Source organism: Pseudomonas sp. NBRC 111143 (assembly GCF_001320965.1).
Lineage (GTDB): Bacteria > Pseudomonadota > Gammaproteobacteria > Pseudomonadales > Pseudomonadaceae > Aquipseudomonas > Aquipseudomonas machongensis.
Genome location: NZ_BCBT01000001.1, coordinates 130,268 through 155,753 on the forward strand (window position 1 = coordinate 130,268; position 25,486 = coordinate 155,753).

Below are 25,486 nucleotides of genomic sequence, written 5' to 3' on the forward strand. Positions count from 1 at the left end.
CCCAACATGGACATACGCGAACTGCCGGGCAACGACGCCTGGGATTACGGTATCAGCCTCGACAAACATGTCCTCTACAGCGTGCCGGTCGGCGAAAACGCCCAAGGCTACATGCAGTTCGACACCACCCGCACCGCCATCGGCGAGGCTGTGTTCCAGCTCAAGTACCGCGACGACTACGACCTGGTGGACTTTCTCGCAGAATCTGTCGCCCATGCGATACAGAATGTCCCGGTGGATGTCGTGCTGCCCATGCCCGCCAGCCGCCAGCGTACTCGCCAGCCCGTGCACGCGGTGGCAGAACGGGTAGCCCAGCTGCTGGAGCTCGAGTACTGCGACCAGACACTGATCAAGCACAGCAGCACCGTCGCAATGAAAGACCTGGCGACCTATGAGGAGCGTTGCGCTGCGCTGCAAGGTTGCTTTGTCACCCACGACAAACTCCACCCGTGCAATATCCTGCTGCTCGACGACCTGTTCGACACTGGCGCCTCGCTGGAAGCCGCCTGTACCGCCCTGCGCGGATACGCTAGCATCCGCTCAATTGCAGTCGTCACCCTTACACGGAGGCATTGATGCCGAAGGTTTTCATCTCCGGCTCGATCACGCTCAAGCGTCTCGACTCCCAGGTCGAGGCGCGGCTCGACAATATCGTTGCCAGCGGCCATGAAGTTCTGGTCGGTGATGCCGCAGGCGTGGACCAATGCGTGCAGCAGTATTTCGCCAATCGCCAGTACGCCGCCGTTACGGTGTACTGCACCGGTGACACGCCTCGCCACAACCTTGGAGCATGGCCACTCGTGGCTGTCTGCCCACCCGCCAATGCCAGGGGTCGCGCGTTCTACACCGCCAAGGACCTGGAAATGGCCGAAGCAGCGGATTTCGGCCTGATGATCTGGGACGGCAAAAGCCCCGGCACCTTGAGCAACGTCTTCGAACTGCTGGACAGAGCCCGGAAGTCGGTGGTTTACCGTCAGGCCGCGGGATTGTTCTGCAACGTCCATTGTCTGGACGATCTGCAGGCGCTCATCGCCCAGATGGACGAGCCGGCTCGCCTGGAGGCCGACAAGAAGGTCGGCTTGTCCAGGCGGATCGAACGGCTCTCGAGGAAAGTCGAAGATCCGGTAGCTATTCGTCAGCAGATCGATGAACACCTCACGGCCATCGCCCGACACCAACGCCGGGTGGCCGAGTTGCAAGCCAAGCTGGACGCGATCTCTACATCCACCGGCGCCGACCTGTTCTCCTGAAGGCAACCGGCCGGGCGCCGGTTGCCTGTGGAAAGGTTTGAACATTCAGCCCGCACACGACTCAATACGGGATTGACGCCCTTTTCGGACATCCGTACGATTTATTCGTACATCCGTACGAAATTATTCCAGCGAGTCTGTACCATGCCTGCCACCCACCGCCTGGCCCGCTACGCCTTGTATCTGCTGTTTCTGCTTCCTGGCCTGACCCTCGCCAGTTGGGTCACCCGCACCCCAGCCCTGCGCGACGGCCTGTCGGCCTCCACCGAACAGATGGGGATGATCCTGTTTGGATTTTCAGCCGGAGCGATGTGCGGGATTCTCAGTGCCGGACGCCTGATCACCCGCTTCGGTGCGCACCGAATGATGCGCATCGGCCTGCTCGGCCTGTCCGCCGGCATGCTGGTGCTCGCCGGCAGCAGCGAGTTGGCCAGTGCCTGGTGCGCCTTTGCCGGGCTGTTCATCTACGGCATCGGCATGGGCTGGGCGGACATCGCAGTGAACATCGAAGGTGCCGCCGTGGAGCGGGAAATCGATGCGCCGATCATGACCACCCTGCACGGATTCTTCAGCCTCGGTACCCTGGTGGGCGCGCTGGCCGGCATGGGCATGACTGCGCTGCAGGTCCCCCTGGACCTGCACCTGGTCGTCGCGGCACTGCTTTCGGCCGGCGTGACCCTGGCCCTCGTCCCCCACGCCCCTCGGGCCAGTGAACGGGCAACGAACCAACCGACAACGCAGGCAGCCGAATTTGCCTGGGGCGCCCTGCTCAGCGACCGGCGCCTGTTGCTGATCGGTTTCGTGGTGCTGGCCATGGCGCTGGCCGAGGGTGCAGCCAATGACTGGCTGCCGCTGCTGATGATCGACGGCCACGGATTCGCAGAAACCACCGGCACGCTGATCTACCTGGTGTTCACCATGGGCATGACCCTGGGTCGATTCGCCGGAGCGCCGGTGGTGCGCCGCTTTGGCCGGGCGCTCACCTTGCGTGCCAGCGCACTGCTGGGTGCAGGCAGCCTGGCGCTGGTGGTGTTCTGCGAGGTGCCATGGATCGCCGCAGCCGCGGTAATGCTCTGGGGCATTGGCGCATCGCTGGGTTTCCCCCTGGCGATCTCGGCAGCCGGGGAAAGCGGTGCACATAGCGATCAGCGGGTAAGGCTGGCGGCAACGGCGGGCTACCTGGCGTTTCTGGTCGGCCCGCCCTTGCTGGGTTTCATCGGCGAGCATCATGGCTTGCGCCTGGCGATGCTGCCGGTCCTGACATTGGTGGCCCTGGCGTTCGTCGTGGCGTCGGCGCTACGCGAGCAAGCCCCGTTGCCTGCCGATACCTGCGAGAAGGCCAGCTGAGGGGTTATCGCCGTGCAGCCAGCAAGCCAAGCCCTGCACACCCCAGCAACGAGGCGCTGATCCGATTGAACAGCCGCCGTGGCCGCGGCTGGTTGAACCAGCGCTGCAGGTAGGCACCCAGCGCCGCATAGATCGCGATCGCCACCCATTCCAGCAACAGGAACCACAATCCCAGCCAAAGGAACTGCTCGCCCACGGGAGTGGGACTGCCGATCGACACGAACTGCGGCAGGAAGGCTGTGAATATGAGAATCGCCTTCGGGTTGCCCGCCGCCACCCAGAACTCCTGCCGTGCCAGGCGCCAGATACCGCGGGGCTGCCCGCCGGCATGGGGCGCCTCTGCCACGGGCGCCCGCCACAGCTGCCAGGCGATATAGAACAGGTAGGCCGCGCCCACGAGCTTGATGCTCAAGAACAGGTATTCGCTGGTATGCAGCACCACCGCCAGCCCCATCGCCGCCAAGGCGATCATGCCGCTGAAGGCGAGGATGCGCCCGCTTCCTGCCAGGCAGGCAGTGCGCAAGCCGTGGCGGCTGGCGTTGTGCAACGACAGCAGGTTATTGGGTCCCGGCGCCATATTGAGGGCGAAGCAGGCGGGGATGAACAGCAACAGGCTCGAAAGGTCCATTGTTTTTTCTCCATGCGGACCCCGGTAGCCTTGCGCCCTGGCGCCATGCGGTCAAGCACAGTGGCGTGGTCATTCGCCGGCACAGTGAGTCCGGGGCTGCGACGCAGCCCCTGCCCGCCTCAGATCCTGCGTCGTGCCTTCAGCCCCGGGATGGTAGTGGCTGCGATCTCGACCTGCGGCTTTTCCCACCCGGTACTGGCCGCCAGCCCTGCCAGCGTCGGCTGACGGAACAAGGTGCGTGCGTCGGCTTGCAACCCCGCCTGGCGCATGCGCGCCACCAGATTCACCGCCAGCAGTGAATGCCCGCCCAGTTCGAAGAAGTTGTCGTCGCGCCCAACCTGCTCGACTTTCAGCACTTCGCTCCAGATCTGCGCCAGGGTCTGCTCCAGCGCGTTGCGTGGCGCCACGTAGGCGCGGCTGATCACCGACTCCGCGCCGGGCTCGGGCAGTGCCTTGCGGTCGATCTTGCCGTTGGGGCTCAGCGGCATGTCGGCCAGGGCGACGAAGGCCGAGGGCACCATGTACTCCGGCAGTCGCGCCAACAGGTGGCTACGCAACGTATCCAGCGCCGGAGCGGGTTGCCCCTCTCGGCAGGTGAAATAGGCGACCAGGCGCTCGTCGCGCACCAGGACCACAGTCTGGCCCAGCGCGGGATGCCCACCCAGCAGTGCCTCGATTTCACCGAGCTCGACGCGCAAACCGCGCAGCTTGACCTGGAAGTCGTTGCGCCCGAGGAACTCCAGCTCGCCATCCTCGCGGTAGCGCACCAGGTCTCCGGTGCGGTACAGCCGATCGTCCTCGACGAACGGGCTGTCGATGAAGCGCTCAGCCTGCAGCGCCGGCAACCCCAAGTAGCCGCGCGCCACACCGACGCCGCCGATGTGCAACTCTCCCGCCACGCCCATCGGCACCGGCCGGTCATGGGCATCGAGCACGTAGAGCCGGGTATTGGCGATCGCCCGGCCGATCGGCGGTGGCGTGTGCGGCAGCGGCTGATCGGGTTCGAGCGTCCAGGCCGTGCTGTCGACCGTAGCCTCGGTCGGCCCATAGACATTGTGCAAGCGCACCTGCGGCAGGCGCCGGCGCACGCTGGCAGCCAGCGCCAGGGTCAACTCACCCCCGCCACAGAAGATGTCGGTCAGGCTCGTACAGCGTTCGACGCCCGGCTGCTCGAGAAACTGGTGCAACAACGCTGGGACGAACTTGATCGTGGTCACCTGGCGAGCCTGGACCAGTTGCACCAGGTAAGCCGGATCGCGATGACCGTCGGGGCGAGCCAGCACCAGGCGCAGACCCGCGCACAACGGCCAGAACAACTCCCAGACCGAACCGTCGAAGCTGAATGGCGCACGCTGCAACAGCGCGTCACCCGGACGCGGCGGGCAGATGCGCGAGCCCCAGTGCATGAGGTTGCCCAGCCCGCGGTGCTCGATCATCACGCCTTTGGGCATGCCGGTCGAGCCGGAGGTGTACATCACGTAGGCAAGGTTCGAGGGTGTCAACGCCGGCACCTCAGGGGCCTCGGCAGGCTGCGCTTGCCAGCCGCCCTGGTCGAGATCCACCAGCGGCACCGCCAACAGATCGAACAGGCCACGTGTCGCCCCATGGACAAGCACTGCCAGCGGTTTACTGTCCTCGACCATGTAGCGCAGGCGTTCATCCGGGTAACCAGGATCCAACGGCACGTAGGCACCGCCGGCCTTGAGCACGCCCAGCAGCCCGACCAGCAGCGACAGGCCGCGCTCGATGCAGACGCCGACACGTGTGTCAGGCTGTACGCCCAGGGCCACCAGGTGATGGGCCAGACGGTTGGCCTGCTCGTCGAGCTCACGGTAGCTCAGCGCCGCCTCGTCGGTCTGCAGCGCCACCGCATCCGGCGTGCGCAGCACCTGGGCCTGGAACAGCGCCGGCAGGGTCTGGCGCATCAACTCGTGGGGCTCCTCGGTGGCATTGAGTTCGTGCAGCAGCCGTTGCAGCTCGTTCTCAGGCACACTGCACAACTGTTCGATCGGTGCCGAACCACCCTGCTCCAGCGCCTCGACCAGCCCCTCGAGGGTACGTTCGAGGTAGGCCAGCACACGCGCTGCACCTAACGCTCGCGGCGCGCGAACGTTCAGGTGCAAGGCCTCGACCTGATCATCCACCGACAGCACCAGCGCATGGCTGTGTACTTCGCTGGCTTCCAGCAAGCGGGCACCTGGCAATGTCGATTGCCCTGCCACCAGCCCATGGCGGAAATTGATCAGGCTGTTGAACAGCGGCACACCCGCTGGCAGCCCGCTGCAACGCTGAGCCAGCAGCAAGGGGGCATCTTCGTGGCCCAATAGCGCGGCAAGCCCGGCATGGGTGTCGGCCAGTGCCTGCGCCACGCTGCGCCCCGCCAGGCTCACCCGCAGGGGCAAGCTGTTGATGAACATGCCCAACGCCCGATCGGCCCCCTCGCCCGCCATCATCCGCCCCAGCAACACGCTGCCGAACACCACGTCGTCACGACCGCCCAGTGCCCCCAGCACCTGTGCCCAAGCCAGGTGGAACAGGCTGGCCAGGCCGACATCCTGCTGCCGGGCCAGGCGGCGCAAGGCCTCGGTCAGCACGAGCGGAACCTCATGCCCAAGGCTCTCCAGCGCGCCCATCTGCACATGATCCTCGACCATGCCCGGCAACGTCGGCGGTGCCTCGACACCTGCCAGCAATGCCCGCAGGAACGCCTCGTGCCCTTGCTGCCGCGCCTCGGCGCCGCTGAGCGCGACATAGTTGCGATAAGGCACAGGCGCCGGCAGCGTATGACCCTGATCGCTCATCAGGGCCCGCAGCTCACCGAGCAACACCTGCACCGACACGGCATCGTTGACCAGATGGTGGAAACGCAAAAGCCCCAACCAACGACCGTGCTCACGGTCTTCGGCGCCCGCCAGCGCCATCATCGGCGCACGACGCAGGTCCAGCGGGCGTTGCGCCGCAGAGTAATGCGCAGCCAACGCCTGCGCCGTATCGTCCGGCCCGGCCCGCAATACCTCCACGGGCAATTGCGCCTGACGCCAGACCACCTGCTGCGGTTGTTCGAGCCCTTCCCAGGCCAGGCTGGTGCGCAGGATGTCGTGACGCTCGACGACCTGTTGCAACGCGTGGGCGAATGCCTCGAATGCCGTCTGGTCGGTAAAGGCGAACAGCGCCTGTTGCTGATAAGGATCATGGCTGTCGCGCAGGTGGTGATAGAGCAGCCCCTGCTGCAAAGGCGCCAAGGGGTAGATTTCCTGCACATTGCCCGCACCACCCGGTATCCCCGCGACGATGGCGTCGATCTCGCCCTGGGTCAGCGACGCCAGACTGAGCAGCGCCGGCGTGATGTGGCTGCAATCAGCAGGCACACGGTTGTCTTCCACCTGAGCGAGGGAACGCTGGCTGGCCGCGGCAAGGCTTGCCAGGGTCGGCTGGCCGAACAGGACCTGCACGTCAGCCTGCAGGCCCTGCTGGCGCATGCGCTCCACCAGTTGCACTGCCAGCAACGAGTGGCCGCCCAACTCGAAGAAGTGATCGTGACGACCAATGCGCTGCACTCCCAGCAGCTCGCTCCAGAGTGCCGCCAGGCGTACCTCCACGTCGCCGCGAGGTGCTTCATGGGCGCGGCGTACCGACGCGGTTTCATCCAGGGCCGGCAAGGCGCGGCGGTCGAGCTTGCCATTGGCGGTCAGCGGCCAGTGGTCGACGCGCTGGTAGCCGACCGGCAGCAGGGCCGCAGGCAGAAGGCCGCGCAGGTGCTCATGCAGGTCGCCGGGAGTGACCGCATCTCCGATGAACCAGCCCTGCAGTTGGCCATCGCGCAGCAGCACCAATGCTTCACGCACCTGTCCGTGGCTGGTCAGCGCAGCCTCGATTTCGCCGAGTTCGACACGCACACCGCGGATCTTCACCTGATCGTCGTTGCGCCCCAGGTATTCAAGGGTGCCGTCGGCAAGCCAGCGAACTCGGTCGCCGGTGCGGTACATCCGTGCGCCGGCTTCGTCACTGAATGGGTCGTCCAGGAAACGCTCGGCGGTCATCTGCGGGCGATTCAGGTAGCCGCGAGCGACCCCCAGGCCGGCTACGTAGAGCTCACCCGGTACACCGACCGGCAATGGCTTGAGCTGCGCATCGAGCACATACAACCGTGTATTGGCCACAGGCGTGCCAATATGCAGCGCGCCACCCGCCATCACCCGCCCGGAGCTGGCGACCACCGTGGCTTCGGTAGGGCCGTAGTTGTTGATGACCGCATAGGCCCGCTCACGCGACAGGCTGCGCAGCCGGTCGCCCCCCACCAGCAGGGTGCGCAGGGTCGGATGATCATGCTGGGTGAACGCATGTTCGGCCACCGGGGTTGGCAGGAAACTGACCTGCAGTGGCTGGGCACGCCACCAGCGCAGCAGCTTGTCGATATCCTCGCCACCTTCGCTGGTAGGCGCCAGGTGCAGCGTCGCACCCGCGCACAAGGCTGGCCAGACCTCCCAAGCCATGGCATCGAAACCAAAACCAGCGAGGCTCGACGTGTGTCCGCCGACGCCCAGGTCAAAAGTCTCGCAATGCCAGTCGACCAGGTTGGCCAGCATGCGATGTTCGACCATCACTCCCTTGGGTTGGCCGGTGGAGCCTGAGGTGTAGATCACATAGACCAGGCTCTCGGCCACAAGCCCCGCCACGCGAGGATTGTCCAAGGTGGCCGCGGCTGCCGGGCAGGCGTCGAGTTCGATCAACGGCAGTGCATGGCGTGGCAGACGCGCCAGCAGATCCTGCTGTGTCAGCAGTGCCACGGGTGCGCTGTCTTCGAGCAGGTATGCGATGCGCTCACGCGGATGTGCCGGATCGATCGGTACGTAGGCCGCTCCCGCCTTGAGTATCGCCAGCAGGCCCACAAGAGTATCCAGGCCACGGCGGGCAACCACCGCAACGCGCTGCTCGGGCCTCACACCTCGCTCGATCAGACGCAGGGCCAGTGCATTCGCCCGCTGATTGAGCTCGCCGTAACTCAGGCTGCGCCCTTCGTGCACGGCGGCAATGGCCTCGGGCATCAGCGCTGCGTGTGCCTCGATTCGGCGATGCACGAGCGGCTCGCCAACTGCACGCCCCGTCGCGTTCCATGCCTGCATCTGGCGATGCTCGGCAGGTGTCGGCAGATCGAAATCGGCAACCGCCAACGCGGGTGTCGCCAAGCCTTGATCCAGCACGTGCAGCAGCCGCTGTGCCAACGCCTCGGCCTCGTCGCTCGCCAGCCAGGCGCGGTGATGCACCAGGTGCAACCAGGCCTTGTCGTTATGGCGGTTGCTGCGCAGATGGATGGCCAAGGGCGTGGATTCGTGGCTGTTGGAGACCTTCACCGTGTGGGCGCTGGCCGCGCCGTAACGGTAGTCGTGATCGTCCTGCTCGTAGGAGACCGACACCTCGAACAGTTGCCCGCGCTCTTCGCGCAACAGGCCCAGTGCTCGGTTCAGCTCGCTCACGGCCAGCCGCTGATGGCGAAAATCGCGGCGCAGGGTGTCGCGTATCGCGACCACCAGTTCGGCGAAACCCAGTGCCGGAGAGAACGCCAACGGCACCGCGCTGACCTGCACGAAGGTACCCAGCGTAGCCTTGAAACGTGCGCCGCCACGATTGAGCAGCGGCAGGCCCACCACCCAATCCTCGCGTTGTGCGCTGCGAGAGAACAGCACATGCAGTGCAGCCAGCAGTACATGGAACGCCGAGGCCTGGTGAGCTTCGGCCAGGCGCTTCATGCGCTCGTGCAACGCATCGGGGAACGCCTGAACCCAGGTGCGCGAAGGTGCTTCATCGGTGGCTCGACGGTAAGGGTGACGCGCTGCCAGCAGCGGCTCCGGCACGCTGGCGAAGCGCTTGAGCCAGTAGGCGCGATCGCGGGCCTGGCGAATCGAGCCCTGGTACTGGCGGTCTTCGTCGATGAAGTCGGCATAACCGGCCTGGGCCCGTGGTGCCTCGCCGCCTTCGAGCAGCGCGGTGTAATGCTCACCCAGTGCCTTGAGCATCTGGCCGAAGCCCCAGCCGTCGAGAATCAGGTGATGGGCCTGGGTTGCCAGCCAATGGTGCTCCGGCCCCAGGCGAATCAGGGCAAAACGCAGCAGTGCCGTGCCGTCGAAGCGATAACCCTGGCCCATTTGCGCCTGAATCAATGCCGTGGCCGCCGCTGCCGGGTCAGCTTCAGCCGACAGGTCCAGCAGGGGCAATGCCAAGGTGGCATGCTCGGCGAAGCGCTGCACAGGGAGGCCGTCGGCCCCGGCACCTGGCAGCAGCTCGGTGCGCAACACCGGGTTGGCCGCCACCAGTTGCTGCAACGCTTGGCGCAGGGTGTCAGGCCGCAGGTCGCCCGTGAGTTCGACATAGCCGCCGATGGTATAGAGCGGAGAATCGCCGTTGCTCAACTGGTCGAGCCAGATGTCCCGTTGAGCGCTGGTCAGGGGGTAGGTATCGGCGGCAGGCATGGGCTGGGAGGGTCCTTCTCCGTTGATCGTCCGCGGATTCAAGCATCGCTTCCCTACCCTGTATGGCCCCGGAAACCCGGACAGTCGCCCGAGCATCCTCGGTCGCTGATTTTTCTGTAGGAAATCAGCTACATATCAACCCCTTCGATAGCCTACCCGCAGGGCCAACCGTGGCAAACGTGATGGCAACAGCAGCTTTATGACGTCAATTTGCCGACTACTGCCGAAACATCTGCATTTAGTCTGTCCGAATCATCCCCCCACTTTGTCCGATTTGATGCCATTTTCTGTCCCCGGTTTCCACTACAGACGCAGGCGCCAGGCCCAGGCTTGAATAGCGCCACCCTCGACCGGCCAAGGCGTAAGGCCATTCGCCACCCCGCCTGCGCAGTACCCGATTCAAGGATGAACAGGACATGAAGCTGACCCGCAGCCTCGAACATCACCACGACGCGCGCCTCTACCTGCAACTGGGAGAGCTGATCGCCAGCACCGGCGAGGATCATTTTGCCGAGCGCATGCTCCGGCTGGTGGACAGCCTGGTGCCAGTGCACCGGCTCGACCTGAGCGAGTGGACCCTGGATGCCCGACAGACCGGCGTCAGTCGGGTCAAGGTGCTGGGCGGCGCGGGACTTGCCCAGGAGTTTCCTCCACCTGATCAGCCCAACCACCCGCTGCTGCAGAACATCCTGCAGATGAACGATCCCTTGCTCATTCAGGTAAAGGCGCCTCACGTCACCGGCAACCCGCAATCCAGTGCTCACCAGTGCAATCTGGTGTCGTGCAATGGCGACCGCCGTTGGGTCATCTGCTTCCATCGCCTGCCCAGCCAGATGGCCTTTTCCCTCGGCGAACTGTCGCTGCTCAAACGCCTCTCCGACACCTTGCTCCCTCTGCTTGAACACCATGCACAGCACCAGGTGCACGTGCAGGGTGAAGGTTCGGCGACGCCCGACACCTTGCGCCACGGCTTCGACGAGCGCCTGGCCCAGGAAGCCGTGCAACTGTCGAGCCGTGAGCAGGAAGTCTGCCTGGGGCTGCTCACCGGTGGCACCGTACCGGAAATGGCCCAACGCCTGAACGTGAAGAACAGTTCGGTGGAAACCTACCTCAAACGCGCCACCGCCAAGCTTGGCGTCAGTGGCCGCCACGGCCTGGCCAGATGGATGGCCGGTGCCTGACCCCAGAGAACCCGCGATGCCTAGATACCCTGCTGCCGTGTTGGCGGTGTTGCTGACCGGCTGCACCCTGGCCCCCGACTATCAACGCCCCGCCCTGCCTGTCGCACCTCGATTCCCGGGAGAAGCCAGCCAGGATGCCATAGCTCCCAGCCGCCAGCACGACGACTGGCACCAGGTGTTCCAGGATCCGTGGCTGCGCCAACTGATCGACAACGCTCTGCTCAACAACCGCGATCTGCGCGTAGCAGCGCTCAACGTCGAAGCCTATCGTGCGCAGTTTCGTATCCAGCGCTCGGAGTTGCTGCCCAAGGTCTCCGCCGACGCCAAGGGCCAGCGCCAGTACCTGCCCCGACGCATGACCGGGACCGGCGACGGAGCCATCACCCAGACCTACGCCGCCACGCTCGGGGTGAGCGCCTATGAGCTTGACCTGTTCGGCCGCCTGCGCAGCCTGAGTGACAAGGCCTTGCTGACCTATCTCGCCAGCGAACAGGCCCGGCGCAGTGTGCAATTGGGGTTGGTGGCCAGCGTGGCGAGCAGCTACATGACCTGGCGAGCCGACCTGGAGCTGCTCGAACTGTCACGCCAGACCCTGATCGCCGACCAGGAAAGCCTGCGCCTGACCCAGGGTCAGCGTCGCGCTGGCACCGCGTCGGCATTGCAGCAGATCCAGGCGCAGACCAGCGTCGACACCGCTCGTGCCGCAGTAGCCCGCTACCAGCGCCAGGTTGCCCAGGATATCAACCAGCTGACCCTGCTGGTCGGCGCGCCCCTCGATGAGCGTACGCCCAGCCTGCCGCTGGCCTCGCAGCAGATCGTCGGCTTGCCGCCCGGCCTGCCCTCGGCACTGCTGCAACGTCGCCCGGACATCCTGGAAGCCGAATACCAGCTGCGTGCGGCCAATGCCGACATCGGTGCCGCACGGGCAGCATTCTTTCCCAGCATCAGCCTGACCGCCAACGCAGGCACCAGCAGTCGCGAATTGTCCGGGCTGTTCGACGGCGGCAGCGGTACCTGGTTGTTCCAGCCGCAGATCAATCTGCCGCTGTTCACCGCCGGCAGCCTGCGGGCCAGCCTGGACTATGCGCGCCTGCAAAAGGAAATCGAGGTGGCCCGCTACGAGAAATCGATTCAGGGCGCGTTCCAGGAGGTGTCTGACGGCCTCGCGGCGCGCGCCACTTATGAGCGGCAACTGGTGGCCCAACGCGACCTGGTGGCCTCCACCCAGCGCTACTACGACCTGGCCCGCAACCGCTACCGCATTGGCGTGGACAGCAGCCTGACCTTTCTCGACGCCCAGCGCTCGCTGTTCAGTGCCCAGCAGGGCTTGATCAACGACCGGCTGGCGCAATTGCTGGCAGAGGTGAACCTCTATGCCGCGTTAGGGGGAGGCTGGACAGACGCGCACTGAAGGCAGGCCGTCGCCCGCGGCCGCGCCTTGGCGCCTGCCGCTCAGGTCGAGTCAGGCCAGGTCGGCAAGGGCCTGGGCCGCATATGCGTGGGAGCGCAAGCGCGCCAAGGGGTCATGGATCCGGCAATCGATCATCAACTCATCGGCGCCAGTCTGTTCGATCAGTGTGCGCAACCCATCCCTCACCCGCTGCGGCCCACCGGCCACGGTACAGGCCATCACCTGTTCCAGCACCGCCCGTTCATGGCCCGGCAAGCCCTCGACATAACCTTCCTGCGGCAGGGGCAGCAGGCCGTGACGTCCGACATGCAGATCGAGCATCCATTTGCGGTGCGAGCTGGCGAGATAATCGGCTTCGGCATCGCTGGCTGCTGCGAACAGATTCATGCCCACCATGACGTAGGGCTTGGCCAGTTGCGCCGAGGGTTGGAAGTTCGCGCGGTAATGGGCGATGGCCTGCAGCAGGTAGCGCGGGGCGAAATGGGAGGCAAAGGCGTAGGGCAAGCCGAGCCGTGCCGCAAGGTCGGCGCCGAACAGGCTGGAACCCAATATCCACACCGGCATCTCGTGCTTGCCCGGCACCCCGCGCACCGATCGCTGGCCGTTGTCGGCCAGGTAGTCGCGCAACTCGGCGATGTCCTGGGCAAAGTCACGCTCGGGCGCGACGCCGCGCAAAGCACGGACGGTCGGGCCGGAGCTGCCGGGGGCACGCCCCAACCCCAGGTCGATGCGCCCCGGGTGCAGGGCATCGAGCGTGCCGAACTGCTCGGCGACCACCAGCGGAGCATGATTGGGCAGCATGATGCCACCGGCACCCACGCGAATATGCCGCGTGGCATTGGCGATCTCGTTGATTACCAGCGCTGTGGCGGCAGAGCCGATGCCGGGCATGTCATGGTGTTCGGCGATCCAGTATCGAGCGTAGCCGTGCTGCTCGACATGGCGCGCCAGTTGACGGGATTCCTCGATCGCATCGGCCAGGGTCTTGCCCTCGCCAATCATGACCAGGTCCAGGACAGACAACGCAGTCATGGCGTCTCCATAAGTCGTGACGGATATGACTGCACAGTGTCCAGGGCCACGCCTGGGCGATAAACCGCAAAACGGGCCCTACACACGGTCCCTGCATTCCCCAATCAGCGTTCCCAGGGCACTCCGTGCTCCCAGCGGGCGACCAGCAGGTCGATGAAGCCTCGCACCCGTGGCGACAAATGGCGCTTGCTGGGGTAGACGATACGAATCGGGTCCGCTGGCGGCCGGTAATCCGCGAGTACCTCGACCAGCGTTCCAGCGCGCAAGTCGTCGCCGGTGATGTAGGTGGGCAGGTGAATCAGCCCGAACCCGGCGCGGGCGCCATCGAGCATGGCCTCGGAGCTGTCGATGTTCAAGCGCCCGGGCTCTTCGCACAGGTGCAGCCCTTCATTGGTGTGGAAGCGCCAGGGGCTGGCCTTCTCGCCCGCCAGAAAAGCGATCTTGTCGTGCCCATACAGGTCTGCCGGTACCTGGGGCACCCCATGACGCTGCAAGTACTCGGGTGCAGCGCAGGTGACGAACTGCTGCCACGCCACGGTGCGTGTCAGCAGTTGCGAGTCCTCCTTGGGCGCACCGATGCGCACGGCAACGTCCACCCCCTCCTCCACCAAATCGACGAAACGGTCGGTGAAGCGGATATCGGCGCGCAGTTCCGGCCATTGCTTGAGGTAGACATCCAGGATCGGCAGCACATGACGCTGGCCGAACGACAGCGGCGCAGTCAGGCGCAGAGTGCCGGTCGGTCGTCCACGGCGCTGGGCCATCGTGGTCTCGACTTCGTCCAGGTCTTCGAGGATCTGCCGCCAACGCTCGAACGCGACCTGGCCTTCATCGGTCAGGCTCAGTTTGCGCGTGGTACGGTTGAGCAGGCGCACGGCCATGCGCGATTCAAGGCGCGCGATGCTCTTGCCCACCGCCGAGCGGGTCAGGCCCAGGCTCGCGGCGGCTGCGGTGAAGCTGCCGACCTTCACGGCACTGACGAAGGCGGCGATGTCGCCGAAGCGGTTGGGTTCCATGAAGCTGTTCCTGGATATCCGAGGCTGCCTAGGATGGGGGCAGATCGAGGTATTGCAAGGCCTTGATCGCCATCAGGTGCAAAGGATAGAACCCGTAGGCCCAGCGTCCCACAGGCACGATTGAGGCGCCCTGGTACGCCAGCATGCGCAAACCCAATGGCAGCGCCATTGCCGCGGTGGCCAGCACCAGCAGGGAAAAGGGCTGCCAGGGATGCGCCCATAACCAACTGTTGGTCAGGTTTGCGCCCATTGCCAGCAGACAGGGCACCAGCCAGCCGGGCCGACTTCGCGACCACAGCATCACGCAGGCCGCCGGCAGCAATACCCCCGGCAGGCCATACATCAGTCGATCGCTGAAAACCAGCGCCAGCCCGGCACTACCGAGGCCGACAATGCGCGCAGCAGGCTGTGGATGCTTTACCCCCCAGGCGACCAGCAGGCCAAGGGTCAGGGTGGGCATGACATTGAGCGTCTGCGAGTCATTGTCCAACCAACGGTACGGGCCCTCGGCAAGTACCGAGAAGGCCAGCATCCAGCTCAGGTAGCGCGCGTTGGCTGCCGTGTACAGCGCGCCTGGCTCGGCGCGTGAGACATGACAGGCGATCACCAGGCAGAACAGTGGAAACGCCAGGCGCCCGACCACGAACAACCCGTCGGCACTGGGCCACAGGTAGCGCAAATGATCGGCGACCATGCTCAGGATCGCCGTCCACTTGACCAGGTCGAGCCCGGCCGAGCGGCCGTTCAGGGCGCCACCCCGGATTGCGGCGAGGGGTTCAGGTAGCGTGTGGTCCAAGCCGCCAGGGGCAGCGGAGGTTGCTGTTGGAGGATCCGACGCCAGATCAGCCCCAGGTCATGGCCGTTGAACATCGCGGCACCGTCACTCCAGTTGGCTGGAGTATCGACCACCCACTGACCCTGGCTGTCGCGATGAGCCATGCGGAAACGGAAGGTGTAGTTACCGGGAATGCCCATGCGCAGGTCGGTCACCACCAGCACATCGCCGACCACGTCATAACGCAGCCAATCATCGGTGAACCAGCGCAGCCGCTCGTGCAGCGCGACGCCCTCGAGCACCTTGGCGGCGACCAGGTTCAGCGACAGGCGCTGCATCTCGGGTGGTTCGCGGTCGAAAACGCTGCTCACGCCCTCGTAGTAATGACCATCCGCCGTCTTGGCCAGCACCCGCCAGACCAGGCTGTTGAAGGCCATGGGCACTGCCCGCACATGATCGACAACAACGCCCTGGCGGCCCAGGGCCTCATGGAAACGCTGCTCGACCGCCATGCGTCCGGCCAGCCCGAACCCCAGATACGCCGTACTGAACAGCAGAGCCGCCGCCATCAGGGGTATCGCCCGGCCACTCAGCCCCCGCCACGCGGCGTAGATCACAGCTACCAGCAGCGGCACGGTGTAGATCGGGTCGATGATGAACACTGCCGCCCAGCTTTCGGGAGTGAACGGCAGCGGCCAGAACAATTGCGTGCCATAGACCGTGAAGGCGTCCAACAGGGGATGGGTGACCAGCACCAGCCAGAACGCCACGAACAGTCGGGGCCAACGGTAGCCTCTGTCGGGCCAGCGCCTCTGCCCTACCCAGGCCACCAGCCACGCCAGCAGCAGCGCCAGGCCGGTAAGGACGAAGATCGAATGGGAAAAACCGCGGTGATAGGTCATCTGCGAAACAGGGTCCGCATACCGGATTACCACATCGAGATCGGGCAAGGTGGCCAGCGCGGCACCGTACAACAGCGAACGGCGGCCCTGGATGCGGCCGAGCACGGTACCTTGCAGGGTGGCGCCAAGTACGGCTTGGGTAATCGAGTCCAAGGTAAGTCTTCCATCGACAGGGTCAGGGAAACCTACCCCTCGGCGCCCGCTGCGGCAAGCGTGCAGAACCCCTCGAGGGCGCCGGGGAAACAGCTTGCAAACATGTGTCAGCACCGCTCGGGAAAAATTGCCTGCAGCGAGGCCATGGCTTCTGTTAAAAACGACGACTTCCAGCACGCCTGATGACACCCATGACCGACACCCTGCTCACTCACTTCAAACGCCGCTGGCTCACCTGGCTGGCCATGGCCTTGCTGGTGGTTGGCCTGCCCGCGGGTTGTGCGGTCTTGCAGCACAAGGAGCGCGAACTGGTGTTTCGTATCGAGCCGGGCCAGGCCAGTTGGTTCAGGGGCCTGCCGGCCGGCGTACAGGAGCTGGACCTGCGCCCGCGCAGCTTCACCGACGGCCAGAGCCTGCACGCCTGGTGGTGGCCGGCCAAACGCGCCGATGCGCCAGCGATACTCTACCTGCACGGCGTACGTTGGAACCTCACCGGTCAGTTGTTCCGCATCGAGCAGCTGCACGCCATGGGCTATTCGGTGCTGGCCGTGGACTACCGCGGGTTTGGCCAGAGCCAAGGCGACCTGCCGTCCGAGGCCACGGTATACGAGGACGCCCGAATTGCCTGGGAGCGCTTCGCCCAGTTGCAGCCGGTGCCAAGCAAGCGCCTGATCTTCGGCCATTCGCTGGGCGGTGCGGTCGCTGTCGAGCTTGCGTCGGAGCTCGCACGCCAGGCACGCCAGCAAGGCCAGCCCGTACCTGCGCGCGGCCTGATTCTCGAATCCACCTTCACCTCCCTTGGCGACGTGGCGGCATCGGTGGCCGATACCGCACTGCCGGTACGCTGGCTGCTGTCGCAGAAGTTCGACTCGCTGGGCAAGATCGCCGATATCGATTTACCTCTGCTGCTGGTGCACGGCCTGGACGACCGTTATGTGCCGCCACGCTTCAGCCAGGCGCTGTTCGAGGCCGCGCAGCAGCCCAAGACCTTGCTGCTGGTGCCGGGGGCAAGCCACAACAACAGCATGAGCCTGGCAGGCCAGCGCTATCGCCGCGCTATCGAAGCCTTGCTCTGAGGCCCGCGGCGATGATCACTGTACGGGCAGGAAATTCATCAGCAGCAGGCTCTGCGCATAGTTGAGGCCGATCCGTCGGTAGCGCTCATCGAGCATCTGCGCCAGCAGGTCGAGGCGTGCGACGATCTTGCCGAACTCGACGGCAAAACTCAGGTTGCTGCCCTCTTCCGAGATCTCGTTGGAAAACAGCAGCAACACACCATTGGCGTCCTGGCGCTGACCGAGCATCCAGGTGGCCTTTTCGATGTTGCGCGCGGCGTTATTGACGAACAGTGGGTCAATGGCGTCGGTCATGTAGAACTCGGTGCGTCCACCGTGGGCGGTAATCAACATGCTGCCGATCGCATAGATGAACGCACCGACCCGATCACCGCGAAACTCCGGGCTCAAGGCATAGCTCAGCGCCGCCAGGTCACGGCGCTCGCCCAGTTGCGGCAACGACTGGCGCTGCTCGATGGCCTGGCGGATCTGGCGCTCGGCAGTGGCGGCATCCAGGTATCCGGACTGCTTCCACTGACTGGGGTTGCGCAGGTAGAGCTTGTTCATCAGCAGATACAGGCTCTGCAGGTTGTCGCGCATGGACAAGGTCGCCATGCGGTCGACACTGGTCTGGAACAGCTCGCCAGGATGCCCGTTACCCAACTGGGTGAATACGTCATGCCCCTGCTGCCCGGTGCACCCGCACAGGGCGATCAAGACACCCACCAATGACAGGCGGGCATGGCGGCGAAAGGCAGGAACAGGCATTTGCACCGGGGTCCAGGGTCAGCGGCCGGGCCGGGAATCGGCGCAGCCTGGCCATGCATAGAGCCCCTGAATGTAAAAAAGTGCGACGTTCAAGGCTGACTGAGGATTTTCAGCCCGCCCATTTGCTCATTTCGTAACAAGAATTGACGACCAAAGCGTGGCCGTGATCTCCTAATACATTACGTAGGGTGCCCCTTTGCAGGGGTGAAACGGGAAACCGGTGCGTCACAGGCTCTTCATGGGTCTGGCAAGTCCGGTGCTGCCCCCGCAACGGTAAGCGAGCGAGCGTCTGATCCACTGTGCCTGCAGTGCGGCATGGGAAGGTGACGCTCTCCCCAGGAGCCAGGCTCCTGCTCGTCAGCCCGGAGACCGGCCCGACGTCTTGTGATCACACCCCGCGGTGGGCGGGCGCTGTTGCATGTCCCTGGGCGGTTCTCGCCTGGGGTTGCCGCGCTTCCTGTCGCCCATGAAAAAAGCAGAGGAATGCGTCATGTCCGTCACCAGCGCCAAACACAGCATCGCCACCTCCGTCAGCCTCAGCCAGCGCCTCGTCGTTGCGGTCGGCGCCAGCCTGCTGGGCTTGTGCCTGGTGTACTTCGCCGGGTTCTCGCACCTGGAGGCTGTGCACAACGCTGCCCACGATACCCGTCACAGCGCCGCCTTCCCTTGCCACTGAGTGTCCGATGATGATCAAGCGTATCGCTCGCACTGCAGGCTTCAGTGGCCTGCTCGCCGCACTTTTGCTGACGCTATTGCAGAGTTTCTGGGTCGCTCCGTTGATCCTTCAAGCCGAAACCTATGAAAACTCGGCCCCCACCGAGCAGCACGAGCACGCCGGTGAAAGTGCCGCTGGCCATGAGCACGGTGCAGAAGCCTGGTCACCGGAAGACGGCTGGCAGCGCGTGCTGTCGACCACCGGCGGTAACCTGGTGGTGGCAGTCGGTTTCGCGCTGATCCTTGCCGCACTCTACAGCCTGCGCGAACCCGGTCGAGTCAGTACTGGCGCCTTGTGGGGCCTGGGCGGCTTCGCCGTGTTCTGCCTGGCACCGACCCTGGGCCTGCCACCCGAACTGCCTGGCACCGCCGCGGCCGATCTGGGTCAACGCCAGACCTGGTGGATCGGCACCGCCGCCGCCACTGCAGTGGGCCTGGCGTTGCTGGTCTTCGCGCGGCACTGGCTGCTCAAAGTGCTTGGCGCAGCGCTGCTGGTGGTACCGCACCTGATCGGCGCCCCTCAGCCACTGGTGCATGAAAGCCTGGCGCCCGAAGCGCTGGAAGCACAGTTCAAGGTTGCCTCCTGGCTGACCAACGCAGCCTTCTGGGTCGCACTGGGTCTGCTGAGCGCCTGGCTCTACCGCCGCTCCGCGCAGGCCTGATGGCCGCGCTCTATGTCGGTTTCGGCTGCCGCCGGGGTTGCCCGGCGGCGGTTCTGGAAACCCTGCTGCACCTTGCCCTGGCCAGCAACGGCCTGACGCTGCCCGCGTTGCGGGGTATTGCCAGCATCGATCTCAAGGCTCAGGAGCCCGGCCTGCGGCAACTGGCCGAGCAGCTCGGCCTGCCCCTGACGCTGTACAGCGCCCAGCAACTGCAGCCCTTCCTGCCCTTGCTCAGCCACCGCTCCGAAATGGCCTTCAACACCACCGGCTGCTGGGGAGTGGCAGAAAGCGCGGCGCTGGCACTGGCGGCGAGCGAGGGTCAGCGCTCGCCGATCCTGACAGTCACCCGACAGGTGCTCGGTGACGCTACCCTGGCGCTGGCCAGCAACGGATAATCGCACTTCATTTCACGTTCAAGGACTTGCCATGACGGTCTATTTCATCGGTGCCGGCCCCGGCGATCCGGAGCTGATCACGGTCAAGGGCCAACGCCTGATCCGTCAATGCCCGGTGATCATCTACGCCGGCTCACTGGTACCGCCCGCGGTACTCGAAGGTCATACCGCCAGTACCCTGATCAACAGCGCCGAACTGCACCTGGAGCAGATCATCGGCGCAATCCGCGAAGCCCATGACCAAGGCCTGGATGTGGCCCGTGTACACAGCGGGGACCCGAGCCTGTACGGCGCCATTGGCGAACAGATCCGCCACCTGCGTGAACTGGGCATCGACTACCAGATCATTCCTGGCGTTACCGCCACAGCCGCCAGCGCCGCCCTGCTCGGCTGCGAACTGACGCTGCCGGACATCTCGCAGACCGTCATCCTGACCCGCTACGGCGAGCGCTCGCCGATGCCGGCAGGCGAGCAACTGGCGGACCTGGCGCGCCACCGCAGTACCTTGGCCATTCACTTGGGAGTACGCCATCTGCCGCGCATCGTCGAGGAACTGCTGCCGCACTATGGGGCGGATTGCCCGGTGGCAGTGATCCACCGCGCCACCTGGCCGGACCAGGACTGGGTCAGGGGCCGTCTCGCCGATATCGTCGAGGGTGTTGCCAACAAAGGCTTCCGGCGCACGGCACTGATTCTCGTCGGCCACGTTCTTGGCGATGCACCGTTTGCCGACTCGGCCTTGTACCGCGCCGGCCACGCCCATCTGTATCGCCCCGCCGACTGAGGATTGCCAGCCAGCTTCCAGCGACCGACACTGGCGCATCTCTGTCCACACCGGAGTTGCGCCATGCTCGAGCTACGCCCCAATTGCGAATGTTGCGATGCCGATTTGCCCCCCGACACCCTGGACGCGCTGATCTGCTCGTTCGAGTGCACCTTCTGCCGCCGCTGCGCTGAACAGCATCTGCAGGGACAATGCCCCAATTGCGCGGGACAATTGCTGCAACGCCCGACACGGCTCGGTACCGCGCTGCTCAACAATCCCGCTTCGACGCATCGTGTGAACAAACCGCATCCCGCCTGTGCGCGCCCGACCTGAGCGCCCTCACCCCACGCCTGCCGGCGAGGGCCTCATCGCCCCTCGCCCCTAGTTTCTTTTGTAGGACTTTTCACCAGCAAATGGCGGCTTTTTCCACACGCCTATACTCGCCATTATCAAAGCGTTCTGATGGACGTATCGTGCCCGCAGCCAGATTGGCCCTACAGACGCATTCCTGGATAACGTCAGGAACGAACATTACTTCGTACAGGAGTTTTCCAATGACCACCGTACTGATGGTCGATGATCACCCTACCGTCCGCCTCGCCGTGCGTATTCTGCTCGAGCGGGAACGCTTTGAGGTTGTCGGTGAGTCGGGCAATGGCATCGAGGCCGTACAGATGGCGCGTCAGCTTGCGCCGAAAGTGGTGATTCTCGATATCGGGTTACCGGGCCTGGATGGCATGGAAGTGATCAAGCGTTTGCAATTGCTCGATCCTGCGCCAAAAATCATGGTACTCACCGGGCAGTCCTCTGATCTCTACGTCCGTCGCTGCCTGGATGCCGGAATCTCGGCTTTCGTCAACAAGGACGAAGACCTCGATGCCCTGTTGTTCGCGCTCAAGGCCCTGGTCAAAGGCTATTCGACCTTTCCGCAGATGTCGGTGAACAGCAGCACTCTGGAATCGGAAACGGTGAGGCTCAACAGCCTGTCGAACCGGGAAATGGAAGTCCTGCGCAGGCTCGCGCGGGGAGAGAACAACAAGTACATAGGGACGGCCATGAACCTCAGCGCCAAGACCATCAGCACCTACCGCGGTCGAATCGGAGAAAAACTCAAGACCGAGTCGCTGGTCGAAATGGTCGACCTGGCCAAACGCAACCAAGTGAACTGAGCCTCGCGACCATGAGGCACACCCTTGGCGGCCTGCTACTGGCAGCGGCGGCCCTGCTGGTATCGGGCGCCGTCATTGGTGAAAGCGAACCGCGACACTTGCTGGCTCGCTCGATCAGTGCCAGTGTCGCGCTGCCGCTGAGCTACAGCGACCGCCAGTGGCTGCGCGAGCGCAAGGTGCTGGTCCTGGGCAGTTCGCGTCCTGACTACCCCCCCTTTGAAATCAATGTCAGCCCAAACGACTACGAAGGGTTGAGTGCGGACTATGCTGGCCTGATCGGCGAGCAGCTGGGCATGCCGATCGAAGTACGCCGTTTTGCCAGTCGCACGGCGGCCATCGAAGCCCTGCACCAGGGGCAGATCGACCTGCTTGGCAGCTCCAACGGCTTCGAAGCAGCCGATGCCAAGTTGTCCCTGAGCCAGACCTATGCCGACGACCTTCCGGTGATCGTCACACGTCAGGACCGCCCCCAGTTGCACAGTGAAGATCTGGCCGGCCTGCGCCTGGCCATGGTCGATCACTACCTGCCCAAGACGGCCGTCCAAACCCTGTATCCCCAGGCGCAGCTGATCCTCTACAGCTCGACCTACGCAGGCCTCAGCGCAGTGGCGCAGGGTGATGCCGATGCCTACATCGGCGATGCCATCAGCTCGGACTTCGCCATTGGACGAGCCTATCAAGGCCTGGTGCGCATCGACCATTTCGTCCAGGCACCCGCAGGCGCTTTCGCCTTCGCACTGGACCAACACAACACCAGGCTACTCAGCCTGGTCGACCAGGCGTTACAGAGGATTACCGACAGCGAGCGCCTGAATATCCTGCGCCGCTGGTCCAGTGGCAACACCAGCCTGCTCCTGCAGCGTCGCCTTTCCACGCTCACCGATGAAGAACAGCGCTGGCTGGCCAGAGCCCCCAGGATACGGGTACTGATCAACCCGAGCTTTGCACCAATCACATTCAACGACACCCAGCAGCAACCCAACGGCATTACACTGGACGTTCTCAAACAGATCACTTTGCGCACCGGCCTGCGTTTCGACATCGTTGAACGCAACTCCGTAGCGGCCATGGTCGATGAGGTGGCACGGGGTGATGCACAGATGGTCGGAGCCCTGGATTACAGCCCGTCGCGCGCATCGCGCGTGCGTTTCACCCGCCCCTACCTGGTCAGCCCCAACGTGCAGGTCGTGCGCCACACCAGCACGCAGGCCGGCCCACAGGACGCACAACGCATCGCGCTGGTGCGTGACGGCTCCCAGGAGGTCGCGCTGCGCCAGCGTTATCCGCAGGCTCATGTGGTCGAGGCCAACAACACGTTGGCGATGATGGAGTCGGTGGCCAAGGGCAATGCCGACGTCGCGCTGATCAGCAACATCAGCGCGTCCTACTACCTGACTCATGTGTTCAAGGACAGGTTGCGCATCGCCGGCTTGCAGGACGACAGCCAGACAGCAATAGCTTTTGCCGTGGCGCCCGATCTGCCGCAATTGCAGTCGATCATGGACAAGGCGTTGCTGAGTATCCCGCCGGAAGAACTGGACCAATTGATCAACCGTTGGCGCACCAGCACCATCGTCAGCGATAGCCTGTGGGGCAACTACCGCTCGCTGGCGTTGCAGGTGCTGGTGCTTTCGGCAGTGCTGCTGGCCGGCGTGGTGTTCTGGAACGGCTATCTACGCAAGTTGATCCACCAGCGCAGCGAGGCACAAAGGGCGCTGCAGGCGCAGCTCACGCTCAGCCGCAGCCTGCTCGAACAGTTGCGCCAAGCCAAGGAGGATGCCGAGCGTGCCAGCCAGGCCAAAAGCAGCTTCCTGGCAATCATGAGCCATGAGATCCGCACCCCCATGAACGCGGTGATCGGGCTGCTGGAACTGGCACTCGAAGACAACCGTCAAGGCCACAGCGACCCGCAGGGATTGCAGACTGCACACGATGCCGCACTCGGCCTGCTCGACCTGATCGGCGATATCCTCGACATCTCGCGCATCGAGTCCGGGCACATGGTCTTGCAGCCCGTAGCCACCGACCTGGTCGAGCTCGTCCGCTCGACCGTACGCGCCTTCGAAGCCAATGCCAAGGTCAAGGGGCTGACGCTTCAAACCAGGCTCCCGGAGTCGCCGATCTGGGCCTCTGTCGATCCGGTAAGGCTACGCCAGGTGGTGTCCAACCTGCTCAGCAATGCGATCAAATTCACCGAGCAAGGCCAGGTCGAAGTCGGTCTGATCGTGCAAGCGCACACCAAAGGTGTCCTGCAGGTGGAACTGCAGGTGCAAGACAGCGGCATCGGCATCAGCGAAGCCGATCAGACCAAATTGTTCCAGGCCTTCGCTCAACTCGACGGCCAGCGCGCACGCCATGGTGCCGGGCTGGGCCTGATCATCAGCCGTACACTGTGCCAGCTCATGGGCGGCGTCCTGCAACTGCAGAGCCTGCAGGGCGTCGGCACCCGAATCGATATAAGCCTGTCGCTGCCGAGCGCCGAGCCCCTGGTCGCGCAACCCCTGCCCGAACTACTCGGCGACACTACCCAGGCCGGTCCTTTGCATATCCTGGTCGTGGATGACTACCCAGCCAACCTCATGCTCCTCGAAAAGCAACTATGCACTCTCGGGCACAAGGTGCGCCTGGCTGAAAACGGCCAGACGGCCCTGGCGCTCTGGCAGGCCGAAGCGTTCGACCTGGTGATCACCGACTGCAGCATGCCCGTCATGGATGGCCACGAGCTGACACGACGCATCCGCGCATTGGAACGCGAACGCGGTGCCCAGCCCTGCCGAATCCTCGGCGTCACGGCCAACGCCCAGGCCGAAGCCAAGGCACAGTGCCTGGCCGATGGCATGGACGAGTGCCTGTTCAAACCGATCGACCTGCGCACCCTCAAGGCCCATTTGCCCCAGGCGCCAACCACCGAGGCAGCGCCCCCCAAAAATGCACCGCCAGACAGTGGTTTCGACATTGCTCAGTTGCGCCATCTCACCCAGGACGACGTGGAGCTGACTCGGCGCCTGCTCGAACAACTCGCCCAGAGCACCGCGCAAGATCTGCAGGCCCTGCGCGAACTGGCGCCGGGCCACACATCGGCGCAGGTGAAAACGCTGGTGCACCGGATCAAAGGCGGTGCGCGCATGCTCAAGGTCAGGGGGGTGGTCCGCGATTGCGAAACGCTGGAACAGGCACTGGCCGATGGAGCGCCCAGCGATGCATTGCTCGCACGCCTGGAGGCAAACCTCCAGGGCCTGGAGCATCAGTTGCGCGAGGGGCTCAATGCAATTGCAGGGTCGAACTGATCTGGCTGATCGCATCGACCACGTGACGTGAGCCTTGCTGGATCTCCATGATCACGGTACCGGCCTCGTTGGCCAGCTCCACGCCCAACCCCGTGCGCGACAGGCTCGACTGCATGCTGGCCACCGCCGTCAGTGACAGGTCGTGATTCTGTCGCACCACCTCGACGATCTCCAGCGTGGCTTTGCTGGTCCGCGCCGCCAGGCTGCGCACCTCGTCAGCCACAACCGCGAAACCGCGCCCGTGCTCACCGGCACGGGCGGCCTCGATGGCGGCATTGAGTGCCAACAGGTTGGTCTGGTCGGCAATCCCGCGAATGGTCAGGACGATCTTTCCGATCAGCTCCGACTGCTTGCTCACCGCATCGATGCTGCGCGCCGCGTCGTTGAGCTCCTCGGAAATCTGCTCGATCACCTGCACCGTCTGCTGCACCACCTGGGTTCCCTTGCGCGCGCAGGCGTCGGTCTGCACGGAGCTTGCGTGAGCCGCATCGGCCGCGCTCTGCTGGGT

General features: G+C 64.6%; 21 protein-coding genes and 1 riboswitch. Of the genes, 13 read left to right on the plus strand and 8 right to left on the minus strand.

The window, feature by feature from the left end:
• Nucleotides 1–6: 6 nt before the first annotated feature.
• The 3 genes from APH44_RS00475 to APH44_RS00485 all read left to right on the plus strand — a co-directional run bounded on the left by APH44_RS00475 (nt 7) and on the right by APH44_RS00485 (nt 2,597).
• On the plus strand, nt 7–576 hold the full coding sequence (locus APH44_RS00475; protein ID WP_054890721.1) for a ComF family protein: 570 nt from the start codon (nt 7–9) through the stop codon (nt 574–576).
• Nucleotides 576–1,250: a hypothetical protein gene (locus tag APH44_RS00480; RefSeq protein WP_054890722.1), complete on the plus strand. Its 675-nt coding sequence runs from the start codon at nt 576–578 to the stop codon at nt 1,248–1,250. Before APH44_RS00475 ends, APH44_RS00480 begins: the two co-directional genes overlap by 1 nt.
• Nucleotides 1,251–1,394: 144 nt before the next feature.
• Nucleotides 1,395–2,597: an MFS transporter gene (locus APH44_RS00485; protein ID WP_054890723.1), complete on the plus strand. Its 1,203-nt coding sequence runs from the start codon at nt 1,395–1,397 to the stop codon at nt 2,595–2,597.
• Nucleotides 2,598–2,601: 4 nt separating this feature from the next.
• Here APH44_RS00485 and APH44_RS00490 read toward each other — a convergent pair whose 3' ends face one another.
• Both APH44_RS00490 and APH44_RS00495 read right to left on the minus strand, forming a co-directional pair.
• A complete protein-coding gene (locus tag APH44_RS00490) occupies nt 2,602–3,225 on the minus strand; it encodes a LysE family translocator (protein ID WP_054890724.1) in 624 nt (207 codons plus the stop codon).
• Between the two features lie 119 nt (nt 3,226–3,344).
• Complete coding sequence (locus APH44_RS00495; RefSeq protein WP_054890725.1) at nt 3,345–9,692, minus strand: non-ribosomal peptide synthetase; 6,348 nt, start codon at nt 9,690–9,692, stop codon at nt 3,345–3,347.
• Between the two features lie 416 nt (nt 9,693–10,108).
• Between APH44_RS00495 and APH44_RS00500 the strand changes: the two genes are divergently transcribed.
• Both APH44_RS00500 and APH44_RS00505 read left to right on the plus strand, forming a co-directional pair.
• Nucleotides 10,109–10,873 (plus strand): helix-turn-helix transcriptional regulator, encoded by a 765-nt coding sequence (locus APH44_RS00500; RefSeq protein ID WP_054890726.1) that lies wholly within the window; start codon nt 10,109–10,111, stop codon nt 10,871–10,873.
• Nucleotides 10,874–10,889: 16 nt separating this feature from the next.
• The gene (locus tag APH44_RS00505) at nt 10,890–12,284 is read left to right on the plus strand and encodes an efflux transporter outer membrane subunit (RefSeq protein ID WP_054890727.1); all 1,395 of its coding nucleotides are present in this window, start codon (nt 10,890–10,892) and stop codon (nt 12,282–12,284) included.
• A gap of 51 nt (nt 12,285–12,335) precedes the next feature.
• On the opposite strand, the gene APH44_RS00510 is transcribed toward APH44_RS00505, so the two are convergent.
• The 4 genes from APH44_RS00510 to APH44_RS00525 all read right to left on the minus strand — a co-directional run bounded on the left by APH44_RS00510 (nt 12,336) and on the right by APH44_RS00525 (nt 16,162).
• Entirely contained in the window at nt 12,336–13,316 is a 981-nt protein-coding gene (locus tag APH44_RS00510) for an LLM class flavin-dependent oxidoreductase (RefSeq protein ID WP_054890728.1), read from the minus strand.
• A 104-nt stretch (nt 13,317–13,420) separates the two neighbouring features.
• Entirely contained in the window at nt 13,421–14,332 is a 912-nt protein-coding gene (locus APH44_RS00515; RefSeq protein WP_054890729.1) for a LysR family transcriptional regulator, read from the minus strand.
• Between the two features lie 28 nt (nt 14,333–14,360).
• The gene (locus tag APH44_RS00520; protein WP_256216361.1) at nt 14,361–15,128 is read right to left on the minus strand and encodes a TraX family protein; all 768 of its coding nucleotides are present in this window, start codon (nt 15,126–15,128) and stop codon (nt 14,361–14,363) included.
• Nucleotides 15,077–16,162, minus strand: a complete 1,086-nt coding sequence (locus tag APH44_RS00525; protein WP_054890731.1) for a metal-dependent hydrolase — start codon at nt 16,160–16,162, stop codon at nt 15,077–15,079. Before APH44_RS00525 ends, APH44_RS00520 begins: the two co-directional genes overlap by 52 nt.
• A gap of 191 nt (nt 16,163–16,353) precedes the next feature.
• Between APH44_RS00525 and APH44_RS00530 the strand changes: the two genes are divergently transcribed.
• Nucleotides 16,354–17,238, plus strand: coding sequence for an alpha/beta hydrolase (locus APH44_RS00530; protein WP_054890732.1), 885 nt, complete (start codon nt 16,354–16,356; stop codon nt 17,236–17,238).
• Nucleotides 17,239–17,253: 15 nt separating this feature from the next.
• On the opposite strand, the gene APH44_RS00535 is transcribed toward APH44_RS00530, so the two are convergent.
• Entirely contained in the window at nt 17,254–17,985 is a 732-nt protein-coding gene (locus tag APH44_RS00535; RefSeq protein WP_054890733.1) for a hypothetical protein, read from the minus strand.
• A 169-nt stretch (nt 17,986–18,154) separates the two neighbouring features.
• Nucleotides 18,155–18,378: riboswitch (cobalamin riboswitch) on the plus strand.
• A gap of 97 nt (nt 18,379–18,475) precedes the next feature.
• Between APH44_RS00535 and APH44_RS00540 the strand changes: the two genes are divergently transcribed.
• The 7 genes from APH44_RS00540 to APH44_RS00570 all read left to right on the plus strand — a co-directional run bounded on the left by APH44_RS00540 (nt 18,476) and on the right by APH44_RS00570 (nt 24,978).
• Nucleotides 18,476–18,661 carry a CbtB-domain containing protein gene (locus APH44_RS00540; protein ID WP_054890734.1) on the plus strand — a complete coding sequence of 62 codons (186 nt, stop codon included), beginning with the start codon at nt 18,476–18,478 and terminating at the stop codon, nt 18,659–18,661.
• A 10-nt stretch (nt 18,662–18,671) separates the two neighbouring features.
• Nucleotides 18,672–19,361 (plus strand): CbtA family protein, encoded by a 690-nt coding sequence (locus APH44_RS00545; protein ID WP_054890887.1) that lies wholly within the window; start codon nt 18,672–18,674, stop codon nt 19,359–19,361.
• Nucleotides 19,361–19,756, plus strand: coding sequence for a cobalamin biosynthesis protein (locus APH44_RS00550; protein WP_054890735.1), 396 nt, complete (start codon nt 19,361–19,363; stop codon nt 19,754–19,756). The genes APH44_RS00545 and APH44_RS00550 overlap by 1 nt, the downstream gene beginning before the upstream one ends.
• 31 nt (nt 19,757–19,787) lie before the next feature.
• Complete coding sequence (gene cobM, locus APH44_RS00555) at nt 19,788–20,540, plus strand: precorrin-4 C(11)-methyltransferase (RefSeq protein WP_054890736.1); 753 nt, start codon at nt 19,788–19,790, stop codon at nt 20,538–20,540.
• 63 nt (nt 20,541–20,603) lie between these two features.
• The gene (locus APH44_RS28855) at nt 20,604–20,855 is read left to right on the plus strand and encodes a DUF1272 domain-containing protein (RefSeq protein ID WP_081255245.1); all 252 of its coding nucleotides are present in this window, start codon (nt 20,604–20,606) and stop codon (nt 20,853–20,855) included.
• A gap of 221 nt (nt 20,856–21,076) precedes the next feature.
• A complete protein-coding gene (locus APH44_RS00565) occupies nt 21,077–21,691 on the plus strand; it encodes a response regulator transcription factor (RefSeq protein WP_054890738.1) in 615 nt (204 codons plus the stop codon).
• Between the two features lie 11 nt (nt 21,692–21,702).
• Nucleotides 21,703–24,978, plus strand: coding sequence for a transporter substrate-binding domain-containing protein (locus APH44_RS00570; RefSeq protein WP_054890739.1), 3,276 nt, complete (start codon nt 21,703–21,705; stop codon nt 24,976–24,978).
• Here APH44_RS00570 and APH44_RS30585 read toward each other — a convergent pair.
• A complete protein-coding gene (locus tag APH44_RS30585) occupies nt 24,953–25,447 on the minus strand; it encodes a methyl-accepting chemotaxis protein (protein ID WP_370672098.1) in 495 nt (164 codons plus the stop codon). The two genes, APH44_RS00570 and APH44_RS30585, sit on opposite strands and share 26 nt — an antisense overlap.
• Between the last annotated feature and the right edge of the window lie 39 nt (nt 25,448–25,486).

Excerpts from the sequence above, each read along its gene's own strand:
- APH44_RS00500 (WP_054890726.1), top strand. The coding sequence starts at position 10,109 with ATGAAGCTGACCCGCAGCCTCGAACATCACCACGACGCGCGCCTCTAC.
- APH44_RS00570 (WP_054890739.1), top strand. The coding sequence starts at position 21,703 with ATGAGGCACACCCTTGGCGGCCTGCTACTGGCAGCGGCGGCCCTGCTG.
- APH44_RS00550 (WP_054890735.1), top strand. The coding sequence starts at position 19,361 with ATGGCCGCGCTCTATGTCGGTTTCGGCTGCCGCCGGGGTTGCCCGGCG.
- APH44_RS00535 (WP_054890733.1), bottom strand. The coding sequence starts at position 17,985 with ATGCCTGTTCCTGCCTTTCGCCGCCATGCCCGCCTGTCATTGGTGGGT.
- cobM (WP_054890736.1), top strand. The coding sequence starts at position 19,788 with ATGACGGTCTATTTCATCGGTGCCGGCCCCGGCGATCCGGAGCTGATC.
- APH44_RS28855 (WP_081255245.1), top strand. The coding sequence starts at position 20,604 with ATGCTCGAGCTACGCCCCAATTGCGAATGTTGCGATGCCGATTTGCCC.
- APH44_RS00480 (WP_054890722.1), top strand. The coding sequence starts at position 576 with ATGCCGAAGGTTTTCATCTCCGGCTCGATCACGCTCAAGCGTCTCGAC.
- APH44_RS00485 (WP_054890723.1), top strand. The coding sequence starts at position 1,395 with ATGCCTGCCACCCACCGCCTGGCCCGCTACGCCTTGTATCTGCTGTTT.
- APH44_RS00510 (WP_054890728.1), bottom strand. The coding sequence starts at position 13,316 with ATGACTGCGTTGTCTGTCCTGGACCTGGTCATGATTGGCGAGGGCAAG.
- APH44_RS00545 (WP_054890887.1), top strand. The coding sequence starts at position 18,672 with ATGATCAAGCGTATCGCTCGCACTGCAGGCTTCAGTGGCCTGCTCGCC.
- APH44_RS00475 (WP_054890721.1), top strand. The coding sequence starts at position 7 with ATGGACATACGCGAACTGCCGGGCAACGACGCCTGGGATTACGGTATC.
- APH44_RS00495 (WP_054890725.1), bottom strand. The coding sequence starts at position 9,692 with ATGCCTGCCGCCGATACCTACCCCCTGACCAGCGCTCAACGGGACATC.
- APH44_RS00540 (WP_054890734.1), top strand. The coding sequence starts at position 18,476 with ATGTCCGTCACCAGCGCCAAACACAGCATCGCCACCTCCGTCAGCCTC.
- APH44_RS00565 (WP_054890738.1), top strand. The coding sequence starts at position 21,077 with ATGACCACCGTACTGATGGTCGATGATCACCCTACCGTCCGCCTCGCC.
- APH44_RS00515 (WP_054890729.1), bottom strand. The coding sequence starts at position 14,332 with ATGGAACCCAACCGCTTCGGCGACATCGCCGCCTTCGTCAGTGCCGTG.
- APH44_RS00530 (WP_054890732.1), top strand. The coding sequence starts at position 16,354 with ATGACCGACACCCTGCTCACTCACTTCAAACGCCGCTGGCTCACCTGG.
- APH44_RS00505 (WP_054890727.1), top strand. The coding sequence starts at position 10,890 with ATGCCTAGATACCCTGCTGCCGTGTTGGCGGTGTTGCTGACCGGCTGC.
- APH44_RS00490 (WP_054890724.1), bottom strand. The coding sequence starts at position 3,225 with ATGGACCTTTCGAGCCTGTTGCTGTTCATCCCCGCCTGCTTCGCCCTC.